Annotated in this window: 25 protein-coding genes and 1 tRNA gene; 19 read left to right on the forward strand and 7 right to left on the reverse strand. The window is 56.2% G+C overall.

What is annotated here, in order from left to right; all coding sequences use genetic code 11:
* Positions 1 to 180: 180 nt before the first annotated feature.
* The 3 genes from AACY18_RS27035 to AACY18_RS27045 all read right to left on the reverse strand — a co-directional run bounded on the left by AACY18_RS27035 (position 181) and on the right by AACY18_RS27045 (position 2,431).
* The gene (locus AACY18_RS27035) at positions 181 to 870 is read right to left on the reverse strand and encodes an endonuclease I family protein (protein WP_339433993.1); all 690 of its coding nucleotides are present in this window, start codon (positions 868 to 870) and stop codon (positions 181 to 183) included.
* Between the two features lie 4 nt (positions 871 to 874).
* On the reverse strand, positions 875 to 1,144 hold the full coding sequence (locus tag AACY18_RS27040; RefSeq protein WP_339433994.1) for a DUF1654 domain-containing protein: 270 nt from the start codon (positions 1,142 to 1,144) through the stop codon (positions 875 to 877).
* Positions 1,145 to 1,342: 198 nt separating this feature from the next.
* Positions 1,343 to 2,431, reverse strand: coding sequence for an asparaginase (locus AACY18_RS27045; RefSeq protein WP_339466735.1), 1,089 nt, complete (start codon positions 2,429 to 2,431; stop codon positions 1,343 to 1,345).
* 350 nt (positions 2,432 to 2,781) lie between these two features.
* On the opposite strand from AACY18_RS27045, the gene AACY18_RS27050 reads away from it, so the two are divergent.
* The 8 genes from AACY18_RS27050 (at position 2,782) to AACY18_RS27085 (ending at position 10,396) form a co-directional block, all read left to right on the forward strand.
* Positions 2,782 to 3,231, forward strand: coding sequence for a hypothetical protein (locus tag AACY18_RS27050; RefSeq protein ID WP_339433991.1), 450 nt, complete (start codon positions 2,782 to 2,784; stop codon positions 3,229 to 3,231).
* Between the two features lie 198 nt (positions 3,232 to 3,429).
* The gene (locus tag AACY18_RS27055; protein WP_339433990.1) at positions 3,430 to 4,386 is read left to right on the forward strand and encodes a sugar ABC transporter substrate-binding protein; all 957 of its coding nucleotides are present in this window, start codon (positions 3,430 to 3,432) and stop codon (positions 4,384 to 4,386) included.
* A 56-nt stretch (positions 4,387 to 4,442) separates the two neighbouring features.
* Positions 4,443 to 5,996 carry a sugar ABC transporter ATP-binding protein gene (locus AACY18_RS27060; protein WP_339433989.1) on the forward strand — a complete coding sequence of 518 codons (1,554 nt, stop codon included), beginning with the start codon at positions 4,443 to 4,445 and terminating at the stop codon, positions 5,994 to 5,996.
* Complete coding sequence (locus tag AACY18_RS27065) at positions 5,993 to 6,970, forward strand: ABC transporter permease (protein ID WP_339433988.1); 978 nt, start codon at positions 5,993 to 5,995, stop codon at positions 6,968 to 6,970. The genes AACY18_RS27060 and AACY18_RS27065 overlap by 4 nt, the downstream gene beginning before the upstream one ends.
* A 3-nt stretch (positions 6,971 to 6,973) precedes the next feature.
* On the forward strand, positions 6,974 to 7,993 hold the full coding sequence (locus tag AACY18_RS27070; RefSeq protein ID WP_339433987.1) for a LacI family DNA-binding transcriptional regulator: 1,020 nt from the start codon (positions 6,974 to 6,976) through the stop codon (positions 7,991 to 7,993).
* A 24-nt stretch (positions 7,994 to 8,017) separates the two neighbouring features.
* Positions 8,018 to 8,935: a ribokinase gene (rbsK, locus tag AACY18_RS27075; RefSeq protein WP_339466736.1), complete on the forward strand. Its 918-nt coding sequence runs from the start codon at positions 8,018 to 8,020 to the stop codon at positions 8,933 to 8,935.
* Positions 8,932 to 9,336: a D-ribose pyranase gene (gene rbsD / locus AACY18_RS27080; protein ID WP_339433985.1), complete on the forward strand. Its 405-nt coding sequence runs from the start codon at positions 8,932 to 8,934 to the stop codon at positions 9,334 to 9,336. Before rbsK ends, rbsD begins: the two co-directional genes overlap by 4 nt.
* Positions 9,337 to 9,367: 31 nt before the next feature.
* Positions 9,368 to 10,396: a nucleoside hydrolase gene (locus tag AACY18_RS27085; RefSeq protein ID WP_339466739.1), complete on the forward strand. Its 1,029-nt coding sequence runs from the start codon at positions 9,368 to 9,370 to the stop codon at positions 10,394 to 10,396.
* 33 nt (positions 10,397 to 10,429) lie between these two features.
* Here the strand turns inward: AACY18_RS27085 and AACY18_RS27090 are convergent, their stop codons facing one another.
* Entirely contained in the window at positions 10,430 to 10,642 is a 213-nt protein-coding gene (locus AACY18_RS27090; RefSeq protein ID WP_339433983.1) for a hypothetical protein, read from the reverse strand.
* A gap of 132 nt (positions 10,643 to 10,774) precedes the next feature.
* On the opposite strand from AACY18_RS27090, the gene AACY18_RS27095 reads away from it, so the two are divergent.
* A complete protein-coding gene (locus AACY18_RS27095; protein ID WP_339433982.1) occupies positions 10,775 to 11,080 on the forward strand; it encodes a hypothetical protein in 306 nt (101 codons plus the stop codon).
* Between the two features lie 168 nt (positions 11,081 to 11,248).
* Positions 11,249 to 11,566, forward strand: a complete 318-nt coding sequence (locus AACY18_RS27100) for an I78 family peptidase inhibitor (protein WP_339433981.1) — start codon at positions 11,249 to 11,251, stop codon at positions 11,564 to 11,566.
* Between the two features lie 72 nt (positions 11,567 to 11,638).
* On the opposite strand, the gene AACY18_RS27105 is transcribed toward AACY18_RS27100, so the two are convergent.
* Positions 11,639 to 11,851, reverse strand: a complete 213-nt coding sequence (locus AACY18_RS27105; protein ID WP_003179963.1) for a cold-shock protein — start codon at positions 11,849 to 11,851, stop codon at positions 11,639 to 11,641.
* Between the two features lie 288 nt (positions 11,852 to 12,139).
* Entirely contained in the window at positions 12,140 to 12,442 is a 303-nt protein-coding gene (locus AACY18_RS27110) for a hypothetical protein (RefSeq protein ID WP_339433980.1), read from the reverse strand.
* A gap of 371 nt (positions 12,443 to 12,813) precedes the next feature.
* On the opposite strand from AACY18_RS27110, the gene thrS reads away from it, so the two are divergent.
* From thrS to AACY18_RS27155, 9 genes are all read left to right on the forward strand, one after another.
* A complete protein-coding gene (thrS, locus tag AACY18_RS27115; RefSeq protein ID WP_221733336.1) occupies positions 12,814 to 14,736 on the forward strand; it encodes a threonine--tRNA ligase in 1,923 nt (640 codons plus the stop codon).
* Complete coding sequence (gene infC / locus AACY18_RS27120; RefSeq protein WP_221733351.1) at positions 14,736 to 15,287, forward strand: translation initiation factor IF-3; 552 nt, start codon at positions 14,736 to 14,738, stop codon at positions 15,285 to 15,287. Before thrS ends, infC begins: the two co-directional genes overlap by 1 nt.
* A 60-nt stretch (positions 15,288 to 15,347) precedes the next feature.
* Complete coding sequence (gene rpmI, locus AACY18_RS27125; RefSeq protein ID WP_002553160.1) at positions 15,348 to 15,542, forward strand: 50S ribosomal protein L35; 195 nt, start codon at positions 15,348 to 15,350, stop codon at positions 15,540 to 15,542.
* A gap of 28 nt (positions 15,543 to 15,570) precedes the next feature.
* A complete protein-coding gene (gene rplT, locus AACY18_RS27130; RefSeq protein ID WP_002553161.1) occupies positions 15,571 to 15,927 on the forward strand; it encodes a 50S ribosomal protein L20 in 357 nt (118 codons plus the stop codon).
* Positions 15,928 to 16,036: 109 nt separating this feature from the next.
* On the forward strand, positions 16,037 to 17,053 hold the full coding sequence (gene pheS, locus AACY18_RS27135; protein ID WP_003226365.1) for a phenylalanine--tRNA ligase subunit alpha: 1,017 nt from the start codon (positions 16,037 to 16,039) through the stop codon (positions 17,051 to 17,053).
* 26 nt (positions 17,054 to 17,079) lie between these two features.
* Positions 17,080 to 19,458, forward strand: a complete 2,379-nt coding sequence (gene pheT, locus AACY18_RS27140; protein WP_339433979.1) for a phenylalanine--tRNA ligase subunit beta — start codon at positions 17,080 to 17,082, stop codon at positions 19,456 to 19,458.
* Positions 19,459 to 19,461: 3 nt separating this feature from the next.
* The gene (gene ihfA, locus AACY18_RS27145; protein WP_002553164.1) at positions 19,462 to 19,764 is read left to right on the forward strand and encodes an integration host factor subunit alpha; all 303 of its coding nucleotides are present in this window, start codon (positions 19,462 to 19,464) and stop codon (positions 19,762 to 19,764) included.
* Entirely contained in the window at positions 19,745 to 20,101 is a 357-nt protein-coding gene (locus AACY18_RS27150) for a MerR family transcriptional regulator (RefSeq protein WP_003179985.1), read from the forward strand. Before ihfA ends, AACY18_RS27150 begins: the two co-directional genes overlap by 20 nt.
* An 89-nt stretch (positions 20,102 to 20,190) precedes the next feature.
* Positions 20,191 to 20,267: transfer RNA gene (locus tag AACY18_RS27155), tRNA-Pro, on the forward strand.
* 370 nt (positions 20,268 to 20,637) lie between these two features.
* On the opposite strand, the gene AACY18_RS27160 is transcribed toward AACY18_RS27155, so the two are convergent.
* Positions 20,638 to 21,429, reverse strand: coding sequence for a hypothetical protein (locus AACY18_RS27160; RefSeq protein WP_339466740.1), 792 nt, complete (start codon positions 21,427 to 21,429; stop codon positions 20,638 to 20,640).
* Positions 21,430 to 21,737: the final 308 nt, after the last annotated feature.

The raw sequence follows: 21,737 nt of genomic DNA on the forward strand, positions 1-21,737 counted from the left end.
TCTACTTGGTCGACAACTGACAATTTAAAAGTCAGCGTGTAATCGCGCTGACTACGTTTTGCGCCCGTATCCATTGCACCCTCCTGATAAGAAGCCAGAAGGTGTAAACCTTATTCAGGACGAGACACCATCAATAAAAAGGCCTCGAATATAACGTTCGAGGCCTTTTTACGTTGCATGTCAGCCGCAGGCTTTCATGTTTACGGGGCCGACAAATTCATTGCCACGCCCCATCACGCACGCCACGCTCTGATTGCGCTGGCGCTCCCAGTCCTGGACCGGGTAGGTCTTGTCCCATGCCTCATACAGTTGGCGATCCTGTTTAGAGAGGCGCAAGCCGTACTGCTTGCTCATGTAGAAATAGGTGCGTGCGATCATGCCGCGAATTGAAGGGCGGGGCATGACCTTCTTGGCCTTGAAGTCGACCTGGGTCAGGCATGAGCCGTATTGGCCGGATTGCGTCGGCAGCCATCCGTAGCTGAAGTTACTGCGGTCGCCGTTGACCTCGCCGATGCTCGGTACCAGGTTATGAAGATCCGCTTCGGCCTTCTGGTAGCTGGGGTCGTAGCGTGTGCAGTTTTTGCGTCCACCTTTCTGCCAGCATTGGCGCTGATGTCCGAACTGCCACGCCGGCACAATGTGCTCCCACTCGATGCGCGAAGCGCGCTTGGCATTTTTGCGTGGTACATAACCGCAAGCTTTCAAATCGACCTTGTTGCCGGTGTATTTGCAGCCGCAATAAAACTCCGTGGACTGCGGTGCATAAAGTTTCCAGGCGACCTTTTTGGCTTCATTGAACGTACGAGGTGCGCCAGCCTGGGCCCCCGTGGCGATGAACAGCAACAGCAAAGCAAAACAGCGGACAATCATTGAATCAATCTTCCTTCGGCACAACCCAAAAAATCTGCACGCCGCCATCATCGCGATAGGCGAGGGTAACGTTATCGTTCTCGTCGATTTCCTCGAGCAGGCGCTCCCACTGATCCGTCGGTTCGTCCGGCAAGCGGAAGATCAATGCGGCCTTGGCTTTTTGTGCGGTGGGAGAATTGATGATTTTCTGAACGCGCACGCCCATTCGTTCGTAAGTGTCAGGAGCGTCAAGAGAGGTGGCCACGAGGTTATCCTTATTAAGCTGTACGTGCATACAGTATTTAACTGTGGGCATTTTCGCAACTGCTTAAAATTCAAGAAAATCCTCTGACAGCGGTTTTCCGATTTTGGTGTGAGTCGTGTCGAATTTTTTGTAGGGAAATTACAGGGGAGCTGTAGGCGACGTACCGCTCGCCAATCAGGCGAGTGGTACGAAGAGTGCCCGACGGAGAGTCGATCGGGCGAAGGACGGTCAGTATTCCCAGAACATCCGTTGCAGTTCTTTGCTGTCGTTGGTTTTGGTCAGTGCGACCATCGCCAGGATGCGGGCTTTTTGTGGATTCAGGTCGTGAGCGACAACCCAGTCGTACTTGTCGTCAGGCTGTTCAGCGTTACGCAGCACGAAGCCGCCGGCGTTGACGTGAGACGAGCGGATGATTTGCACGCCCTCCTTGCGTAGCGCCTGAAGCGTCGGTACTACGCGTGACGACACGGATCCGTTGCCAGTGCCGGCATGGATGATGGCCTTTGCGCCAGACTGGGCGAGTGCCTTGTAGGCGGTATCACTCACGTTGCCGTAGGAATAGGCGATTTCTACGTCAGGAAGGCTCTTGATGTTCTTGATGTCGAATTCCGAATCCATGGTGTGGCGCTTGGCGGGTAAACGGAACCAGTAGGATTTGCCTTCGACCACCATGCCCAATGGGCCCCAGGCACTTTTGAACGCTTCGGTCTTGATGTTGATCATTTTGCTGACGTCGCGACCAGACTGGATTTCATCGTTCATGGTCACCAGAACACCTTTGCCGCGCGCTTCTTTGCTGCTGGCCACAGCTACGGCGTTGTACAGGTTGAGCATGCCGTCCGCCGACATTGCTGTGCCAGGACGCATGGAGCCTACGACGATGATCGGCTTGTCGGTCTTCTCGACCAGGTTCAGGAAGTAAGCGGTCTCTTCCAGGGTGTCGGTGCCGTGGGTGATGACGATGCCGTCGACATCCTTGCTGTCGGCCAGTTCTGAGACGCGACGGCCCAGTTGCAGCAGGTTGTCGTTGGTGATGCTTTCCGAGGCAATCTGCATGACTTGTTCGCCGCGCACATTGGCGAGCTTGTTCAACTCAGGGATGCCAGCAATCAATTGCTCGACGCCCACTTTTGCGGCCTGATACGTCGCGCTATTGGCGGCACTGGCGCCAGCGCCGGCGATGGTGCCGCCTGTGGCGAGAACCACGACATTGGCAAGTTTGGTCTGGGTTTCGACTTCTTTTGCCTGGAGGGCGGTCGGCAGTAGCAGGAGGAGGGCCAAAGCGCCCGGAACCAAAGTGTTGAAAGCAGATTTCATTATTTTTCTCTCTAGTAGTGAGACGGTGCTGATGCAGGTTCATCTAGATGCGCCCCAGGCCGATCTGGATGCCCGGGGTGTGGTGAAGGGAGCAGGATCTATACCAGACGTACCTTTGCGCTAGAGATCTGTTTAACCTTTTGATTTTCATCAATATTTTTCTAAAGAATACGGAGTATGGCGAACCCTGTAGCCGGGTTTCCGAACAAAAGACATTTTCGCGTTCGGCTTCCCGAAAAGTACTACTGCTTCTGTCGTATGGATCGGGTTGTCAGTTTCTGATTTTGTGCTAAAGAAACCGCGACGTAGGCCGATGCGTCCTCAAGAGCACTAAATTCGAGGGAGTTCACATGTCACTCACGGTCGGCTTTTCAAATCCAGCTGCTGTCACCATCGGCGGTAAAACTGCAGCGACGATCAATTCATTGAGCGAGGCGTCAGAGGGTGCTACTGCCGAGGCGATGGGCAAAAAAGATGAAGGTGATGGCAATCAGGTCAGGACCGGTGGTGCCTTGCAAAAAAGCAGCGAGGCTGAAAGCGGCGATAACCTGAGCATCAGCGTCAAGATGTTGTTGAAGCGGATGCAGGAACTGCAGAAGCAGCTCCAGGAGCAACAACAGCAATTGGCTGCCGCACAAGCTGCGAGGTATGCGACGCCCGAAGCCAAGTCGCAGGCAGTCATGTCCATTCAGGGGCAGATCGCTCAAACCAGTGGCGCATTGGCAGAGGTCGCGGGTGAACTGGTCAAGGAAATGACCAAGAACTCCGGCGGCGGAAATTTGGTCAATACCACGGCATAAGCTTGGAAGGGCCGCTTCCAGGATTTGCCCTGCAATAAATGACGATTTCTGATTGTTGACAAATGTCGGCGGGATTCGCATAGTTCGATCTACGCAAACGTTTGCGCGGCTTCCCCGATGCGCTATCAGTCGGTGGGGCGATGTAGCTTACGCCAGCGCAAGCGTTGCTCACAATAATCATAAGATCGGAGTGAACCCATGAAGCTGCCATTCGCTGGACGTCTTCTTGCTGTCGCTATGCTGGCTGCCACAGCCGCTGCACTGCCTGTCTCTTCGGCGTTCGCCGAATCCCCTGAAAAACCCAAAGTCGCGCTGGTCATGAAATCTCTGGCCAACGAATTCTTCCTGACCATGGAAGACGGCGCCAAGGCCTACCAGAAAGAACACTCCGCCGATTTCGACCTGATCTCCAACGGCATCAAGGACGAAACCGATACTGCGGGCCAGACGCGTATCGTCGAGCAAATGATCCTTGCAAAGGTCAATGCGCTGGTCATCGCACCTTCCGACTCCAAGGCCATGGTGCCGGTGATCAAGAAAGCCGTCGATGCCGGTATTACCGTGATCAACATCGACAACCAACTCGATCCGCAAATCGTCAAAAGCAAAAACATCAGCGTTCCCTTCGTAGGTCCGGATAACCGTAAAGGCGCGCGTCTGGTCGGTGAGTACCTGGCCAAGCAGCTCAAGGCGGGTGACGAAGTCGGCATCATTGAAGGCGTGTCCACCACGACCAACGCCCAGCAGCGTACCGCTGGCTTCAAGGATGCGATGGACGCGGCGCAGATCAAGGTGGTTTCCCTGCAGTCCGGTGATTGGGAGATCGATAAGGGCAACAAGGTTGCCGCTTCGATTCTCAGCGAATACCCGGATGTCAAAGCGTTGCTGGCAGGCAACGACAGCATGGCCGTCGGTGCTGTTTCCGCCGTGCGTGCGGCCGGCAAAGCGGGCCAGGTGCAGGTGGTTGGCTACGACAATATCAACGCCATCAAGCCCATGCTCAAGGATGGTCGCATTCTGGCGACTGCCGATCAGTTCGCTGCCAAGCAAGCTGTATTTGGGATCGAGACTGCGCTGAAAATCATCAAGGGCGAGAAAGTCGACAGCGGTGCCAATGGCGTGATTGAAACGCCGGTCGAACTGGTCACCCGGTAAATCCTCTGACGACACAATGGCGCTCGTCCGTCCGGGCGAGCGCATGGAGAGTTTTTATGTCAGTTTCCGCCCCGAACGCTGTCCTCTCGGTCAGCGGTATCGGTAAGACCTATGCGCAACCGGTGCTCACAGGCATCGAATTGACGCTGATGCGCGGTGAAGTACTGGCGCTGACCGGCGAGAATGGCGCCGGCAAAAGCACCTTGTCGAAGATTATTGGCGGACTGGTCACGCCGACCACCGGCCAGATGCAATTCCAGGGCAAGGACTATCGTCCGGGCAGTCGCACCCAGGCTGAAGAGCTCGGCGTGCGTATGGTCATGCAAGAGCTCAATTTGTTGCCGACACTGTCAGTGGCGGAGAACCTGTTTCTCGACAATCTGCCGAGCAACGGTGGCTGGATCAGTCGCAAGCAGCTGCGTAAAGCGGCTATAGAGGCCATGGCCCAGGTCGGTCTTGATGCGATTGATCCGGACACACTGGTCGGTGAACTGGGCATCGGCCATCAGCAGATGGTTGAAATCGCCCGCAACCTGATTGGCGATTGCCATGTGCTGATTCTCGACGAACCGACCGCGATGCTCACCGCGCGGGAAGTCGAAATGCTCTTCGAGCAAATCACCCGTTTGCAGGCGCGTGGCGTGTCTATCATCTACATCTCGCATCGCCTCGAAGAGCTGGCCCGAGTGGCACAGCGCATTGCCGTACTGCGTGACGGCAATCTGGTCTGCGTCGAGCCGATAGCCAACTACAACAGCGAGCAACTGGTCACATTGATGGTCGGTCGTGAACTGGGCGAGCACATCGACATGGGGCCGCGCAATATTGGCGCTCCGGCGTTGACGGTCAAGGGGTTGACTCGATCCGATAAGGTGCAGGACGTTTCGTTCCAAGTGCGCGCCGGGGAGATCTTCGGGATTTCCGGGCTGATCGGAGCCGGGCGCACAGAATTGCTGCGCTTGATTTTCGGGGCGGATGTCGCCGACAGCGGCACGATTGCACTCGGTTCGCCGGCGCAAGTGGTGAGTGTGCGTTCGCCTGTCGATGCTGTGCATCATGGTATCGCGCTGATCACCGAAGACCGCAAGGGGGAGGGTTTGCTGCTTAGTCAGTCGATCAGCGCCAACATCGCCTTGGGCAACATGCCGGAAATTTCCAGTGGTGGTTTCGTCAACAATGGCGCCGAAATCTCTTTGGCGCAGCGCCAGATCGATGCCATGCGTATTCGCAGTTCGAGCCCGACACAGCTTGTGTCAGAGCTGTCCGGTGGTAACCAGCAAAAGGTTGTGATCGGTCGCTGGCTGGAACGTGACTGTTCGGTGCTGCTGTTCGATGAGCCAACCCGGGGTATCGACGTCGGCGCCAAGTTCGACATCTATGCCTTGCTCGGTGAGTTGACTCGCCAGGGCAAGGCACTGGTGGTGGTGTCCAGTGACCTGCGTGAGCTGATGCTGATCTGCGATCGGATCGGCGTACTGTCGGCGGGGCGTCTGATCGAGACCTTCGAGCGCGACAGTTGGACCCAGGATGATTTGCTTGCCGCCGCGTTCGCCGGCTACCAAAAACGTGATGCGCGGCTCAACGAAGCCGCGCCTAGGGAACTCCCATGAAAACTGCATCTTCTGCCGGCAAACGTAGTGGCAACTTTTATGGGTTGGGCACTTATCTGGGGCTGGCCGGTGCTTTGCTGGCAATGGTCGCGCTGTTCTCGGTCTTGAGCAGCCACTTTCTGTCCTATAACACGTTCAGTACGCTGGCCAACCAGATCCCCGATCTGATGGTTCTGGCGGTCGGCATGACCTTTGTGTTGATCATCGGTGGCATCGACCTCTCGGTCGGTTCGGTGCTGGCGCTGGCGGCATCGACGGTCAGCGTCGCCATTCTTGGCTGGGGCTGGGGCGTCTTGCCAGCGGCGTTGCTCGGCATGGCGGTATCGGCGCTGGCGGGCACGATCACTGGCTCGATTACCGTAGCGTGGCGGATTCCGTCGTTCATTGTTTCCCTTGGCGTGCTGGAAATGGCTCGCGGGCTGGCCTATCAGATGACCGGGTCACGCACCGCCTATATTGGTGACGCGTTTTCCTGGTTGTCGAATCCGATCGCTTTCGGCATCTCGCCGTCATTCATCATCGCCTTGCTGGTGATTTTCATTGCGCAGGCCGTTTTGACCCGCACCGTATTCGGTCGCTATCTGATCGGCATCGGCACCAACGAAGAGGCTGTGCGGCTGGCGGGTATCAATCCGAAACCTTACAAGATCCTGGTGTTCAGTCTCATGGGGCTGCTGGCCGGTGTCGCCGCGCTGTTTCAGATTTCTCGCCTGGAGGCGGCTGATCCGAATGCCGGCTCCGGTCTTGAACTGCAAGTGATCGCTGCCGTGGTGATCGGCGGAACCAGTCTGATGGGTGGGCGTGGTTCGGTGATCAGCACTTTTTTCGGTGTATTGATCATCTCCGTGCTTGCGGCGGGGCTGGCGCAGATCGGTGCAACCGAGCCAACCAAGCGCATCATTACCGGTGCGGTAATCGTCATCGCGGTCGTACTCGATACTTATCGCAGTCAACGCGCTAGTCGACGGGGCTGAGACATGGCAACGATCAAGGATGTGGCTGCCCTTGCAGGGATTTCCTACACCACCGTGTCGCATGTGGTGAATAACACCCGGCCGGTCAGTCAGGAGGTTCGGGTCAAGGTCGAGGCTGCAATCAAGAGCCTTGACTACGTACCCAGCGCAGTGGCGCGCTCATTGAAGGCCAAGACAACTGCAACCATTGGCTTGCTGGTGCCCAACAGCCTCAACCCGTACTTTGCTGAACTGGCACGGGGCATAGAAGATTACTGCGAGCGTAATGGCTACTGCGTCATCCTCTGCAACTCTGATGACAATCCGGAAAAACAACGCAGTTATTTGCGTGTGCTGCTGGAAAAGCGCATTGACGGTTTGATCGTTGCCTCGGCTGGCGGTGACAGTGGTTTGGCGCAGGGGCTGGCGGGTGTGAAAACGCCAATGGTCATCGTCGACCGTGGTCTGGATGGCGTGAATGCTGATCTGGTGCGTATCGATCATGAATACGGCGCTTACCTCGCTACCCGTCATTTGCTGGAATTGGGTCATCGTGACATCGCGACCATCGGCGGCCCGGCGAGCACCAGCGTGGCGCAGATGCGTCGTGCCGGATATTGCAGGGCGTTGACAGAGGCCGGTATCGAGGTGCAAGAGGAGCGCATGCTGGAAAGTGACTTCACCAGCACCGGCGGCTACAACGCTGCGGCGATCCTCCTTGAGCGCAATCCGCCGAGCGCCATTTTTGCCGGTAACGACATGATCGGTATCGGTGTTTTGCGCGCGGCGGCAGAGCGCAACGTGCGGGTGCCGACCGAGTTGTCGGTGATTGGCTTTGACGATATTCAGATGAGCCGTTACGTGTACCCGGCGCTGACCACCGTCGGCCAGTCGATTCTGCAGTTGGGCGAAATGGCGGCTGAGGTGTTGCTGCGAAGGATTGCCACCCCGAATCTGGGCACTGATCAGCGGATCGTGACCCCGAGTATTGTTTTGCGCGAGTCGACCGCGCCGTTGTCCGGCGTGTTCACCGAATACCGCTGAAACCGAATTGACGAGTAGTGATGTATGCCAGCAAATGTAGTGGTAATAGGCAGCCTGAACATGGATCTGGTGACCCGGGCGCCTCGGCTGCCCCGTGGCGGTGAAACGCTGATCGGACATTCCTTCAAGACCGTGTCCGGTGGCAAGGGCGCCAATCAGGCTGTGGCTGCGGCGCGATTGGGGGCGCAAGTGGCGATGGTTGGCTGTGTCGGTAGCGACGACTATGGCGTGCAATTGCGTGACGCCTTGCTGGCCGAACAGATTGATTGCCAGGCGGTGAGCGTTGTCGAGGACTCCAGTGGCGTGGCGTTGATCGTGGTCGATGACAACAGTCAGAACGCCATTGTGATCGTTGCCGGAGCCAACGGCGCAATGACGCCAGCGGTGATCGATCGGTTCGATGCTGTAATGCAAGCGGCTGATGTTGTCATCTGCCAGCTCGAGATCCCGGATGCGACGGTGGGGCATGCGCTCAAGCGTGCGCGAGCGCTGGGCAAGACCGTTATCCTCAATCCAGCGCCGGCCAGTCGTCCTTTGCCGGCAGACTGGTTTGGGGCGATCGATTACCTGATTCCCAATGAGAGTGAAGCTGCCGCGTTGAGTGGCTTGCCGGTTGACTCGCTGGAAACCGCCGAACATGCGGCAAGTCACTTGATCGCAATGGGGGCTGGCAAAGTCATCATCACCCTGGGTGCCGAGGGGTCTTTATTCGCTAACGGTAAAGGTTTCGAGCATTTCCCTGCGCCGAAAGTGAAAGCTGTCGACACCACGGCGGCGGGTGACACCTTCGTCGGTGGTTTTGCCGCTGCGTTGGCTGATGGCAAGTCCGAGGCCGAAGCGATTCGATACGGGCAAATTGCTGCGGCATTGTCGGTCACTCGGGCCGGCGCCCAGCCATCCATTCCAACAATGTCCGACGTACAGGCCTTCAAACCCTCATGAAAAAGACTCCTCTACTCAACGTCGCGCTGTCACGACTGATCGCATCTCTGGGCCATGGCGACATGGTCGTGATCGGTGATGCCGGGCTGCCGGTGCCGCCGGGTGTTGAACTGATTGATCTGGCGCTGACCCACGGCGTTCCGGATTTCGTCAGCACCTTGAAGGTCGTGCTCAGTGAGATGCAGGTGGAAAGCCATGCGCTGGCCAAAGAAATCTTCGACAAACAGCCGACTGCGCTGACCACACTGGACGAGCTGAATGAAGAAGGCGCGCTGGGGCGTCGCGATCTGCTCAGTCACGAGCAATTCAAAGTACTCAGCCGACAGGCTCGGGCGATTGTTCGTACGGGAGAATGTCAGCCGTACTGCAACATCGTGCTGGTCGCCGGAGTAACGTTCTAATTTTCGTTTTCACAAGCACAAGGAATGCGCCATGCAACGCTATGCTAAAAAACTGCATCACTTCATCCGGAGCCTGCTGCTTTTGTCCGTGATAACCGCAACCGGCGCTCAGGCGGCGGAAAAAATCGACCTGATCATCGACACTGACCCGGGCGCTGACGACGTGGTCGCGTTGCTGTTCGCTCTGGCTTCGCCGGGCGAACTGAATATTCGTGCGTTGACCACCGTGGCTGGCAACGTGCGACTCGACAAAACGTCGCGTAACGCGCGTCTGGCTCGCGAGTGGGCAGGGCGCGAGGAGGTGCCGGTTTATGCCGGTGCGCCGAAGCCACTGATGCGCACACCGATCTACGCCGAGAACATCCATGGCAAGGAAGGCCTGTCGGGTGTCAGCGTGCACGAACCGAAAAAAGGTCTGGCAGAAGGTAACGCGGTCAACTACCTGATCGACACCCTGAAAAAAGCCAAGCCACACAGCATCACTATCGCCATGCTCGGCCCGCAGACCAACCTGGCGCTGGCGCTGATCCAAGAGCCCGACATTGTTCAGGGCATCAAGGAAGTGGTGGTGATGGGCGGTGCGCACTTCAATGGTGGCAACATCACCCCTGTGGCTGAGTTCAATCTGTTTGCGGATCCGCAAGCGGCTGACGTCGTGCTCAAAAGTGGCGTCAAGCTGACCTATCTGCCACTGGACGTTACCCACAAGATTCTCACCAGTGATGCGCGTCTGAAGCAGATTGCTGCGCTCAACAATAATGCGAGCAAAATTGTCGGTGACATCCTCAACGAGTACATCAAAGGGGATATGGAACACTACGGCATTCCGGGCGGCCCGGTGCATGACGCCACTGTCGTGGCTTATCTGCTCAAGCCGGAACTGTTCACCGGTCGTTCAGTGAATGTTGTGGTCGATAGCCGTGAAGGGCCGACCTTCGGTCAGACCATTGTCGACTGGTATGACGGCCTCAAGGCACCGAAGAACGCATTCTGGGTTGAAAATGGCGATGCCCAGGGTTTCTTCGATCTGCTGACCGAGCGCCTGAAGCGTCTGAAGTAAATGATCGGCCCGCAGGCGCCAGCCTGCGGGTTTCTATTCCCTCTCGGCGTGTTCATGCTTGATCTGTTCGGTTCGGGAGCGCTCGAAAATCTGCTCGATGAATAGCTGGGCGGCTTCCGTTCCCAGTTCCTTGATCAATAGATCGATACCAATAAGCGCCAACTCTTCGGTGGTTCCCGGACTGTAAGAGCTATGTCCGTCTGCCCATTTGGCTTTGATGTCGGCGTCGATGCTTACACTGGTCATGATCAGGCTCGAAAAGTCGGGAGGTCTGTGCGTCGAGTTAACCATTTTGTCGGGCGTTTGGCACTGCGACTTAGGCATGAGCGCAGCGCTATGCGACACTTGGTCTTTTCCGGCTTATCCAAGGATCGTGTTGTGCAGATCGATTTGAATACTCCTGATGGCCTCACGCTCGACGCTGTACGCCATTTGCTGGCATCGGCCAGCGATGATGAACACACGCAATTGCGCGTGACCAAGGGCGGTATCGCCTACATCTCGTCGGGAGTAACTGGCGGGCAGGATATTGACGACCTGCTGTTTCGACTTGAAACCTGGGCCAAGGGCTCAGGTTATGTGGGGAATATTGCGGCCAGCGACGAGGTGTGGGTGATGCAGATTTTCAATGCGCTCAAGGACAACTGGCCGAATCCGCCGTATGACTACATCGACGTCTACTGAACTTCGTAAATATTAAGTCACGATTGATTGGTGAGCAGGCTGAGCGCCGTTCAGGCACACTCGGCGTTTTTCCTGTCGTGGGGCAGGGTGATGGCAGTTGTCATGAAACCAAACGCCGGATTGGCGGTCGCACGATCTCAGTTAACTATTTGAAAACAAGGAGGCTTCATGTCTTTGAAGTTCGCGTCACTGGGTGCACTTATGGCCGTCGCCCTGTTGGCCGGTTGCAGTACAACCTCCAGCGAGTCGGCAAAGGAGTCCGTGGCGACCGAAACCGGTCACAGCCGATGTGAAGCGACGGCGGCGGAGTTCGCCATTGGCAAAAAAGCTTCGCCAGAGCTGCTGGAGCAGGCCCGCGCCAAGGCAGGTGCGCAGAACGCGCGCTTTCTCAAGCCCAATGACATGATTACGCTGGAATACCGCTCCGATCGCTTGAACCTGAACACCGACAACAACCTGGTAATCACTCGCGTCAACTGCGGCTGATTACAGGCTGCTTTTGTTACAGGCATAAAAAACCCCGTCACATGGACGGGGTTTTTTTAGTGCGCCGAGAAATTACTCTGGGCGAACCTGTGCAGCTTGCATACCCTTTTGGCCTTTCTCAGCCACGAAGGAAACGGTCTGGCCTTCTTTCAGGCTTTTGAAACCGTCGGATTCGATAGCTTTGAAGTGTACGAACAGGTCGTCACCGCCACCTTGAGGAGTGATGAAGCCGAAGCCTTTTTCATCGTTGAACCACTTAACGGTGCCGGTTTGGCGATTAGACATGGTGTATCTCCAAGAAACATATATTTTTCAGTACTGTGCTGCTCAGGCCAACTGGGCACACCCGGGTATCATAGTCGAAATGTTCGCTTTGGTAGCCCCCCGGACGTGCTGTTTGCCAATCAGTCGTGTTTTCTTTACTGCCTTTATCGGCTGAAAGCCCCGTTTTATAAGGCTTTTAGCGGAACGTAAAGACGATAAAAAAACCTGTAAAACCTGCATAAATCGTCTGAAAAGACGCAAATTCAGTCCTTTTCAAGGGCGCTGGGCCGAGTCAGGACGCTTTTTTTCCTACTTTTTCGCCGGAGTATTCGCCTTGCATTTGGCGATTTGGCGCAGCGCTTTCTGCTGCAGTTCAGGGGTCGCCTTGTTGTCCATCAGCGCCTGAATGTCGCTCGCCGGGTACGACTTGATTGCATCAGCACCACAGGCGCAATGAGATTTGGCCGCTGCGGCGCCGATCTGTGGGGTGGCCGCCTCCGTGCACTGCGTCATGTACTTCTGACGCTCGCCCTTCGGCCAGTCAGCGTGAGCGCTCAATGGCAGCAGCAGAACAATGGGGGCGACTACGGCGAATAAGGTATTCAGACGCATGCGAGGATGCTCCTTGTGGGTCAATGTCTTTTTATCTGAGGGCTGAAGGGCCTATCAAGTTCAGCACTCTGGCATAAAAGCAGACGATATGCCTTCTGATGAAACTGAGGCATAAGTGACCGCTCATCTGTGCTAGCATGCCTGGCTCAAGCGTTCTCAGGCTCCGGATGACCTTCAGTCCCGGCAGCGGTCAACGTGCGAATATCCTGATTTGAATCCCAGTCACTCTGGTTCGGTTTTCCGGTTGGCCGCAAGGCTCCTGCCGCTGTAAGGCAGGCGTTCGTCATTGAATGGCCTGGATCGGATCTTGTACTGGCTCATCCCAACCCACGTGACCTTTGGTAGGGGTCACCACTAGGAGAGGAGGCGCCATGCCAACTATTACTCTTCCCGACGGCAGTCAACGTTCATTCGATCACCCGGTTTCCGTAGCCGAAGTTGCCGCATCCATCGGTGCAGGTCTGGCCAAGGCGACTCTGGCCGGTAAGGTCAATGGTCAACTGGTCGACGCCAGCGATATCATCAGCAGCGACGCGACCCTGCAAATCATCACGCCTAAGGATGAAGAAGGGCTGGAGATCATTCGTCACTCTTGCGCCCACCTGGTTGGTCATGCGGTCAAGCAGTTGTACCCGACTGCCAAAATGGTGATCGGCCCGGTCATTGATGAAGGTTTTTATTACGACATCGCCTTCGAACGTCCTTTTACTCCGGACGATATGGCTGCTATCGAACAGCGCATGCAGCAGCTGATCGAAAAAGATTACGACGTCATCAAGAAAGTCACTCCGCGTGCCGAAGTGATCGAAGTGTTCAAGGCTCGTGGTGAAGACTATAAGCTGCGTCTGGTCGAGGACATGCCGAACGAGCAGGCCATGGGCCTGTACTACCACGAAGAATACGTTGACATGTGCCGCGGTCCGCACGTGCCTAATACACGGTTCCTGAAATCCTTCAAGCTGACCAAGCTGTCGGGTGCCTACTGGCGCGGCGATGCCAAGAACGAGCAATTGCAGCGCGTTTATGGCACCGCTTGGGCAGACAAGAAGCAACTGGCAGCTTACATACAGCGCATCGAAGAAGCTGAAAAACGCGATCATCGCAAGATCGGCAAGCGCTTGGGCCTGTTCCATACCCAGGAAGAAGCGCCGGGCATGGTGTTCTGGCACCCGAATGGCTGGACTCTGTACCAAGTGCTTGAGCAGTACATGCGCAAGGTTCAGCGCGATAACGGCTATCTCGAGATCAAAACGCCGCAAGTGGTTGACCGTAGCCTGTGGGAGAAATCCGGGCATTGGGCCAACTACGCTGACAACATGTTCACCACGCAGTCGGAAAGTCGCGACTACGCCATCAAACCGATGAATTGCCCCTGCCATGTGCAGGTGTTCAATCAGGGCCTGAAGAGCTACCGTGAACTGCCGATGCGTCTGGCCGAGTTCGGTGCCTGCCACCGTAACGAGCCGTCGGGCGCATTGCACGGCATTATGCGTGTGCGTGGGTTCACTCAGGACGATGCCCACATCTTCTGCACTGAAGAGCAGATGCAGGCCGAATCCGCCGCGTTCATCAAGTTGACCATGGATGTTTATCGTGACTTCGGCTTTACCGATGTCGAGATGAAGCTGTCCACTCGTCCGGAAAAACGCGTGGGCTCCGACGAGTTGTGGGATCGCGCTGAGGCTGCACTGGCTGCTGCCCTCGATTCTGCGGGCCTGCCGTACGATCTGCAGCCGGGTGAGGGTGCGTTCTACGGTCCCAAGATCGAGTTCTCGCTGAAAGATTGCCTCGGTCGCGTGTGGCAGTGTGGTACCTTACAGCTCGATTTCAACCTGCCTGTCCGTCTCGGCGCCGAATACGTCTCCGAAGACAACAGCCGCAAGCACCCGGTCATGTTGCACCGCGCGATCCTCGGTTCTTTCGAGCGTTTCGTCGGGATTTTGATCGAGCACTATGAAGGTGCGTTCCCTGCTTGGCTGGCGCCAACCCAGGCAGTGATCATGAATATCACTGATAAACAGGCGGATTTTGTTGCTGAAGTTGAAAAAACTCTCAACGAAAGCGGATTTCGTGCCAAGTCCGACTTGAGAAATGAAAAGATCGGCTTTAAAATCCGTGAGCATACTTTGCTCAAGGTTCCCTATCTTTTGGTTATCGGGGATAAGGAAGTCGAGATGCAGACTGTCGCTGTGCGTACTCGTGAAGGTGCTGACCTGGGCTCGATGCCCGTCGCCCAGTTCGCTGAGTTTCTCGCGCAAGCGGTTTCCCGGCGTGGTCGCCCAGATTCGGAGTAATTACTATTAAGCGTGAAATGAGACAAGATAAACGAGCTGCACCGAAAGCCCCGATCAACGAGAATATCTCGGCACGCGAGGTTCGGTTAATTGGGGCTGAAGGTGAACAGCTTGGGATTGTGTCAATTGAAGACGCGCTTCTTAAGGCTGAAGAGGCCAAGCTGGATTTGGTGGAAATTTCCGCCGATGCAGCACCCCCTGTTTGCAAACTGATGGACTACGGCAAATCGATCTTCGAAAAGAAGAAGCAGGTTGCCGCGGCTAAGAAAAACCAGAAGCAGATTCAGGTTAAAGAAATCAAGTTTCGTCCAGGGACGGAGGAAGGGGATTACCAGGTAAAACTGCGCAACCTGGTACGTTTCCTGAGTGATGGGGACAGGGCCAAGGTATCCTTGCGATTCCGCGGCCGTGAGATGGCCCACCAGGAGCTGGGGATGGAACTGCTCAAGCGGGTTGAAGCTGACCTGCTCGAGTACGGTTCGGTCGAACAGCATCCTAAGATGGAAGGACGCCAGCTGATCATGGTCATCGCCCCGAAAAAGAAGAAGTAATCAACAGGGCACGGCAGGCCTTCTGATTATGTTTATCAACTGAATGCGGAGTATCCGAACATGCCAAAAATGAAAACCAAAAGTGGTGCTGCTAAGCGGTTTCTGAAAACTGCTAACGGTATCAAGCACAAGCACGCTTTCAAGAGCCACATCCTGACTAAAATGTCGACCAAGCGTAAGCGTCAACTGCGCGGTAGCAGCTTGCTGCATCCGTCTGACGTGGCAAAAGTCGAGCGCATGCTGCGCCTTCGTTAATTTTAGTCAAGAATAGAGGAAGTAACTCATGGCTCGTGTAAAGCGTGGCGTCATTGCCCGTAAGCGTCACAAAAAAATTCTGAAACTTGCTAAAGGCTACTACGGCGCACGCTCCCGCGTATTCCGTGTTGCCAAGCAAGCGGTAATCAAGGCAGGCCAATACGCCTACCGTGACCGTCGTCAGAAAAAACGTCAGTTCCGCGCTCTGTGGATCGCTCGTATCAATGCTGGTGCTCGTGTTAACGGTCTGTCCTACAGCCGTTTCATCGCTGGCCTGAAAAAAGCGTCCATCGAGATCGACCGTAAGGTTCTGGCTGATCTGGCAGTGAACGAAAAAGCGGCGTTTGCTGCGATTGTCGAGAAAGCTAAAGCCACCTTGGCTTAAGTACCCCCGACAGTCACCCGGCCTCACCTCTGTGGGGCTTGGTGTTAAACGTCATAAATAGGGGAAGAGCCTTCAAGCTCTTCCCCTATTTTGTATCTGGAGTCTGTACATGGAAAACCTGGATGCGCTGGTCTCTCAAGCACTAGAGGCTGTGCAAAGCGCTGAAGATATCAATGCCCTGGAGCAAATCCGGGTTCAATACCTTGGCAAAAAGGGCGAGTTGACTCAGGTGATGAAGACCCTGGGGAATTTGCCGGCAGAAGAGCGTCCGCAAGTCGGCGCCCTGATCAACGTTGCCAAGGAACGTGTCACAGGCGTTCTCAATGCGCGCATGGCTCTGTTTGAAGAAGCTGAACTGGCTGCCAAACTGTCTGCCGAATCCATTGACGTGACGTTGCCGGGTCGCGGTCAGACCTCTGGTGGCCTGCACCCGGTTACTCGGACTCTGGAGCGTGTCGAACAGTTCTTCACGCGTATCGGCTACGGCATCGCCGAAGGCCCTGAAGTCGAAGACGACTATCACAACTTTGAAGCGCTCAACATCCCAGGCCATCACCCGGCCCGGTCGATGCACGATACCTTCTATTTCAACGCCAACATGTTGTTGCGCACCCATACCTCGCCGGTACAGGTTCGCACCATGGAATCCAAGCAGCCGCCGATCCGCATCGTCTGCCCAGGCCGCGTGTACCGTAGCGACTCCGATATCACCCACTCGCCGATGTTCCACCAGGTCGAAGGCCTGCTGGTTGATCGCGATATCAATTTTGCCGATCTCAAAGGCACTATCGAAGAGTTCCTGCGGGTCTTCTTCGAGAAAGAACTGGCCGTACGTTTCCGTCCTTCCTATTTCCCGTTCACCGAGCCATCCGCTGAAGTCGACATGGAATGTGTGATGTGCAGCGGTAAAGGTTGCCGTGTCTGCAAGCAGACTGGCTGGCTGGAAGTGATGGGCTGCGGCATGGTTCACCCGAACGTGCTGCGAATGTCCGGCATTGATCCAGAGGAGTTCTCCGGCTTTGCCTTCGGCATGGGCGTCGAGCGTCTGGCCATGCTCCGTTACGGCGTGAACGACTTGCGTCTGTTCTTCGACAACGACTTGCGGTTCCTCGCGCAATTTCGCTAGTCGTAACGAATTCTTAGGAGAGCAGGATGAAATTCAGTGAACAATGGCTGCGTGGCTGGGTTAGCCCGCAGGTAAATCGCGACGAGTTGGTTGCCCGTCTGTCGATGGCCGGTCTTGAGGTCGATAGCGTGACCCCGGCCGCCGGTGTATTCAGTGGCGTGGTAGTGGGCGAGGTGCTGAGTACCGAGCAGCACCCTGATGCCGACAAACTGCGTGTGTGCCAGGTCAGCAATGGCGCGCAAACCTTCCAGGTCGTGTGCGGAGCGCCAAACGTGCGCCCGGGCCTGAAGATTCCGTTCGCGATGATCGGTGCAGAACTGCCGGGCGATTTCAAGATCAAGAAGGCCAAGCTGCGGGGCGTTGAGTCCAACGGCATGCTGTGCTCGCAAGCCGAGTTGCAAGTCGGTGAAGGCAACGATGGTCTGATGGAGTTGCCGGTCGATGCGCCGGTGGGCGAAGACTTTCGCGTGTACCTGGACCTGGAAGACGCCAGCATCGAGGTCGACCTGACCCCCAACCGCGGTGACTGCCTGTCGCTGGCCGGTCTGGCCCGTGAAGTCGGCGCGCTGTATGCGGCTCCGGTCACCCGTCCGGTGGTCATGGCCATTCCTGCCGTGCACGACGAAGTGCGTTCGGTAGAAGTGCTGGCACCAGCCGCGTGCCCGCGCTACTTGGGCCGTGTCATCCGCAACGTTGACCTGTCCAAGCCAACCCCGCTGTGGATGGTTGAGCGTCTGCGTCGCGCTGATGTGCGTAGCATTGATGCTGCCGTCGACATCACTAACTACGTGATGCTAGAACTCGGTCAGCCGCTGCACGCCTTCGATCTCGCCCAAATCAATGGCGGCATCCGCGTGCGCATGGCGGAAGAGGGCGAGAAGCTGATTCTGCTGGACGGTCAGGAAGTCAGCCTGCGCGGCGATACGCTGGTGATTGCCGACCATACCCGCGCCCTGGCGATTGCCGGTGTGATGGGTGGCGAGCACAGCGGTGTATCCGCGACCACTCGAGATGTGTTCCTTGAGAGTGCGTTCTTTGATCAGATCGCTGTCGCGGGCAAGGCCCGTTCGTACGGTCTGCACACCGATGCTTCGCACCGCTACGAGCGCGGTGTTGACTGGCAACTGGCCCGTGAAGCCATGGAGCGCGCCACTGGCCTGCTGCTGGAAATCACTGGTGGCGAAGCCGGCCCGATCATCGAGACCGTCAGCGAGCAGCACTTGCCGTCGATCGCCCCGATCACTCTGCGTGCGCAGCGCATCACCCAAATGCTGGGCATGGAAATGGATTCGGCGCAGGTCGAGCGTCTGCTCAGCGGCCTGGGCCTGAGTATTTCCGCCGACGGAGCAGGGCAGTGGCGCGTTGAAGTGCCAAGCCATCGCTTCGATATCAGCCTGGAGGTCGACCTGATCGAAGAGCTGGCTCGTTTGTATGGATACAACCGTCTGCCGGTGCGTTACCCGCAAGCGCGTCTGGCGCCCCAAGCCAAGGCCGAAGCGCGTAGCGATCTGCCTGAATTGCGCCGTCTGTTGGTGGCTCGTGGTTATCAGGAAGCGATCACCTACAGCTTCATCGATCCGAAACAGTTCGAACTGTTTAATCCGGGCGTCGAGCCGCTGTTGTTGGCCAATCCGATCTCCAACGATATGGCCGCCATGCGTTCGTCGTTGTGGCCAGGTCTGGTTAAAGCCTTGCAGCACAATCTGAACCGTCAGCAAGACCGTGTGCGTTTGTTCGAAAGCGGTTTGCGTTTTGTCGGTCAGCTCGAAGGTCTGAAGCAAGAGCCGATGCTGTCGGGCGTTGTTTGCGGTAGCCGTCTGCCGGAAGGCTGGGCGCAAGGTCGCGATACGGTTGATTTCTTCGACGTCAAAGCTGACGTGGAAGCTGTGCTGGGCTTCGCTGGTGCACTGGATACGTTCACCTTCGTTCCGGGCAAACACCCGGCGCTGCACCCGGGTCAAACCGCGCGCATTGAGCGCGAAGGGCGTGAGGTCGGCTTTATTGGCGCAATCCACCCTGAATTGTCGAAGGCTCTCGGTCTCGACCGCCCTGTCTTCGTTTTCGAGCTGATCCTGGCTGAAGTGGCGCTCGGTAAAATGCCGAAATTCCACGAGTTGTCGCGCTTTCCTGAAGTGCGTCGTGACCTTGCACTGATCGCACACAAAGACGTCGCAGCCTCCGCTGTATTGGACGTAATTCGTGAAAATGCAGGCGAATGGCTCACAGATCTCAGGCTGTTTGACGTATATCAGGGTAAAGGTATTGATCCTGATAGAAAAAGCCTCGCAGTTGGCTTGACCTGGCAGCATCCATCGCGCACTCTTAATGACGATGAGGTGAATTCGACGACGCAAAATATCCTCACCTCGCTCGAACAAAGGTTGAACGCCACGTTAAGGAAGTGACGTATGGGGGCTTTGACGAAAGCTGAGATGGCGGAACGTCTGTATGAAGAGCTGGGCCTGAACAAGCGGGAAGCCAAGGAATTGGTAGAACTGTTTTTTGAGGAAATCAGGCACGCTCTTGAAGACAACGAGCAGGTCAAATTGTCGGGTTTCGGCAATTTCGACCTTCGGGACAAACGCCAGCGGCCTGGCCGCAACCCGAAAACGGGGGAAGAAATCCCGATCACGGCTCGCCGTGTGGTCACCTTTCGTCCAGGGCAGAAGTTGAAGGCCCGAGTTGAGGCTTATGCTGGAACCAAGTCATAACGACGAACTTCCCGTTATCCCGGGCAAACGTTACTTCACCATCGGTGAAGTCAGCGAACTGTGTGCTGTAAAGCCACACGTGCTGCGTTACTGGGAGCAGGAGTTTCCTCAACTCAACCCCGTCAAACGCCGCGGTAACCGCCGGTATTATCAGCGCCAGGATGTGCTGATGATCCGGCAAATCCGTGCGCTCCTTTACGATCAGGGTTTCACCATCGGCGGCGCACGCTTGCGTCTGTCCGGCGATGAAGCCAAAGATGACACCACCCAATACAAACAGATGATCCGGCAGATGATTGCCGAGCTCGAAGATGTGCTGGTTGTACTCAAGAAATAAAAAGCTGCGTTTGAATGCTTCCAGTTTTCAAAAGCTTGCGATATATTCTTGAGCGCTCTTCGAGGCGAAGAGCGATTTACAAAACCAGTCGGGGCGTAGCGCAGTCCGGTAGCGCACTAGCATGGGGTGCTAGGGGTCGAGTGTTCGAATCACTCCGTCCCGACCATATAATTCAAGGGGTTGCGAGATTTTATCTCGCGACCCCTTTTTATTTTTCAGCGTTTTTACCCCTACAGAACGACTGGCTCTGGGTGGAATCCTCGCGGCTTCCGCGTGGGCGGACGCAGTCTTTGGCCTCACGCGTGGTCTCTTTACCAATGTTGTTTGGTCTTTCTCTTCAGGTCCTGATGTTTTTGAGTGTTTAAGACTATTTTCTTGCTTATTGAGAACTACATACAGGTCAACCAGCAGCTTGTTTATCTCAGGTCGCTCGGGTCATCCTGCGTACTCGGTAGTTAGGCTTGGGCGGCACCGGGATCGTATAGCCGTCGGGGACTAAACTGCGTAGGTCGTAGCCCATCATGAACAATCCAGCTTCAAAGGCGTGGCAGCGGTCTACCAGGTGAGGCTGCTTGGCGAATAGTTCGGACCCTTCTAGCACCACGCGGATGATCCAACCTAAATTGGAGCTGGCGCCGTGCCCAAAGGTGGCGACTGGTGGTGGAGAGTCGCGGTGTACCGTTGTAGCCAAGCTTTAAGTCTTGTGGGTTTAGAATCTGGTCGCCAATCCCTGGCCCCCAGGCGAAGTCCAGTGCCTGCGGCGCAGTGGTGCCGGTGCCTTGGCGGTACAGGTGGTAGAGCAGCGCGATGGCGGCACCGACCCGGCCGTCATAGATGGGAGAGCCTGTGGTGTCGAGCAGGGCATGGATCTTAGTCATGCCCGAGTCGAATCTTAGGATCTTCTGCTTGGTGAGGTGGTTGAGCTGCTGCTTGCGGTCCAGCGCGAGAAGCGCCTGGCTCTGCTTTAGGTAATTCACCAAGTTCTTATCGTGCATTTGCTCCTTGAGGAATCCGACGGCGCCATCGACATTTCCCCACGCTAGGATCGCTTCGCAGGCTCCATGCGTGGCGAACTCATCGCGGGCGCGAACCGCCAGGCGCAAGCGAATACGCAGCCGGCGCAGCTCCGCCTTGACCGTCTCCCAATTCCCGCCCCACTGGTATTCCGCCTGAACCGCTTCGATACCTTGAACCTTGCAGTCGATCGCTTTGCGCACAAACCTGCTGCGCGCGACCTTCAGATGCACTGGCAGAGTGGGGAGGTTTTCGATTAGCCACTCGATGAGGCCGAGCACGTTCGGTTGCTCGAGAAACTGCTTGCGATTCATTCCATGGTTCCTAGTCGCGTCGTGATGAGAATGAAGCTCTAAGGTAGAGCTCGACGGGGTATGTTTGAGTGCCTGTTTTTCGATCCACAGTGGATCTTTCACTATTGACTACACTCGACGAGCGGGCATTCGCTTTGGCTAATCCTAAAAGTCACTTGAGCTGGCATTTGGACGACAGAGCTGTTGGCGCTGATTGAAAACTGACCCACCCTGCCGATTGAAAAATGACCCAGGACGGATTGCTGATTTTTGCCACAGCAATTGTGGATAAGCTTAGCAGCAGTGTTCCGGTTGACGACGCATCGGGC

The organism is Pseudomonas sp. EA_65y_Pfl2_P74 (assembly GCF_963970575.1).
Lineage (GTDB): Bacteria > Pseudomonadota > Gammaproteobacteria > Pseudomonadales > Pseudomonadaceae > Aquipseudomonas > Aquipseudomonas baetica_A.

What these genes read in the sequence shown, in the direction of transcription:
- AACY18_RS27035 (WP_339433993.1), bottom strand. Translation starts at nt 870, where the DNA reads ATGATTGTCCGCTGTTTTGCTTTGCTGTTGCTGTTCATCGCCACGGGG.
- AACY18_RS27160 (WP_339466740.1), bottom strand. Translation starts at nt 21,429, where the DNA reads ATGAATCGCAAGCAGTTTCTCGAGCAACCGAACGTGCTCGGCCTCATC.
- pheS (WP_003226365.1), top strand. Translation starts at nt 16,037, where the DNA reads ATGGAAAACCTGGATGCGCTGGTCTCTCAAGCACTAGAGGCTGTGCAA.
- thrS (WP_221733336.1), top strand. Translation starts at nt 12,814, where the DNA reads ATGCCAACTATTACTCTTCCCGACGGCAGTCAACGTTCATTCGATCAC.
- rbsD (WP_339433985.1), top strand. Translation starts at nt 8,932, where the DNA reads ATGAAAAAGACTCCTCTACTCAACGTCGCGCTGTCACGACTGATCGCA.
- AACY18_RS27045 (WP_339466735.1), bottom strand. Translation starts at nt 2,431, where the DNA reads ATGAAATCTGCTTTCAACACTTTGGTTCCGGGCGCTTTGGCCCTCCTC.
- AACY18_RS27060 (WP_339433989.1), top strand. Translation starts at nt 4,443, where the DNA reads ATGTCAGTTTCCGCCCCGAACGCTGTCCTCTCGGTCAGCGGTATCGGT.
- AACY18_RS27100 (WP_339433981.1), top strand. Translation starts at nt 11,249, where the DNA reads ATGTCTTTGAAGTTCGCGTCACTGGGTGCACTTATGGCCGTCGCCCTG.
- AACY18_RS27065 (WP_339433988.1), top strand. Translation starts at nt 5,993, where the DNA reads ATGAAAACTGCATCTTCTGCCGGCAAACGTAGTGGCAACTTTTATGGG.
- AACY18_RS27070 (WP_339433987.1), top strand. Translation starts at nt 6,974, where the DNA reads ATGGCAACGATCAAGGATGTGGCTGCCCTTGCAGGGATTTCCTACACC.
- pheT (WP_339433979.1), top strand. Translation starts at nt 17,080, where the DNA reads ATGAAATTCAGTGAACAATGGCTGCGTGGCTGGGTTAGCCCGCAGGTA.
- AACY18_RS27105 (WP_003179963.1), bottom strand. Translation starts at nt 11,851, where the DNA reads ATGTCTAATCGCCAAACCGGCACCGTTAAGTGGTTCAACGATGAAAAA.
- AACY18_RS27090 (WP_339433983.1), bottom strand. Translation starts at nt 10,642, where the DNA reads ATGACCAGTGTAAGCATCGACGCCGACATCAAAGCCAAATGGGCAGAC.
- AACY18_RS27110 (WP_339433980.1), bottom strand. Translation starts at nt 12,442, where the DNA reads ATGCGTCTGAATACCTTATTCGCCGTAGTCGCCCCCATTGTTCTGCTG.
- rplT (WP_002553161.1), top strand. Translation starts at nt 15,571, where the DNA reads ATGGCTCGTGTAAAGCGTGGCGTCATTGCCCGTAAGCGTCACAAAAAA.
- AACY18_RS27085 (WP_339466739.1), top strand. Translation starts at nt 9,368, where the DNA reads ATGCAACGCTATGCTAAAAAACTGCATCACTTCATCCGGAGCCTGCTG.
- rpmI (WP_002553160.1), top strand. Translation starts at nt 15,348, where the DNA reads ATGCCAAAAATGAAAACCAAAAGTGGTGCTGCTAAGCGGTTTCTGAAA.
- ihfA (WP_002553164.1), top strand. Translation starts at nt 19,462, where the DNA reads ATGGGGGCTTTGACGAAAGCTGAGATGGCGGAACGTCTGTATGAAGAG.
- AACY18_RS27055 (WP_339433990.1), top strand. Translation starts at nt 3,430, where the DNA reads ATGAAGCTGCCATTCGCTGGACGTCTTCTTGCTGTCGCTATGCTGGCT.
- AACY18_RS27050 (WP_339433991.1), top strand. Translation starts at nt 2,782, where the DNA reads ATGTCACTCACGGTCGGCTTTTCAAATCCAGCTGCTGTCACCATCGGC.
- rbsK (WP_339466736.1), top strand. Translation starts at nt 8,018, where the DNA reads ATGCCAGCAAATGTAGTGGTAATAGGCAGCCTGAACATGGATCTGGTG.
- AACY18_RS27040 (WP_339433994.1), bottom strand. Translation starts at nt 1,144, where the DNA reads ATGCACGTACAGCTTAATAAGGATAACCTCGTGGCCACCTCTCTTGAC.
- AACY18_RS27150 (WP_003179985.1), top strand. Translation starts at nt 19,745, where the DNA reads ATGCTGGAACCAAGTCATAACGACGAACTTCCCGTTATCCCGGGCAAA.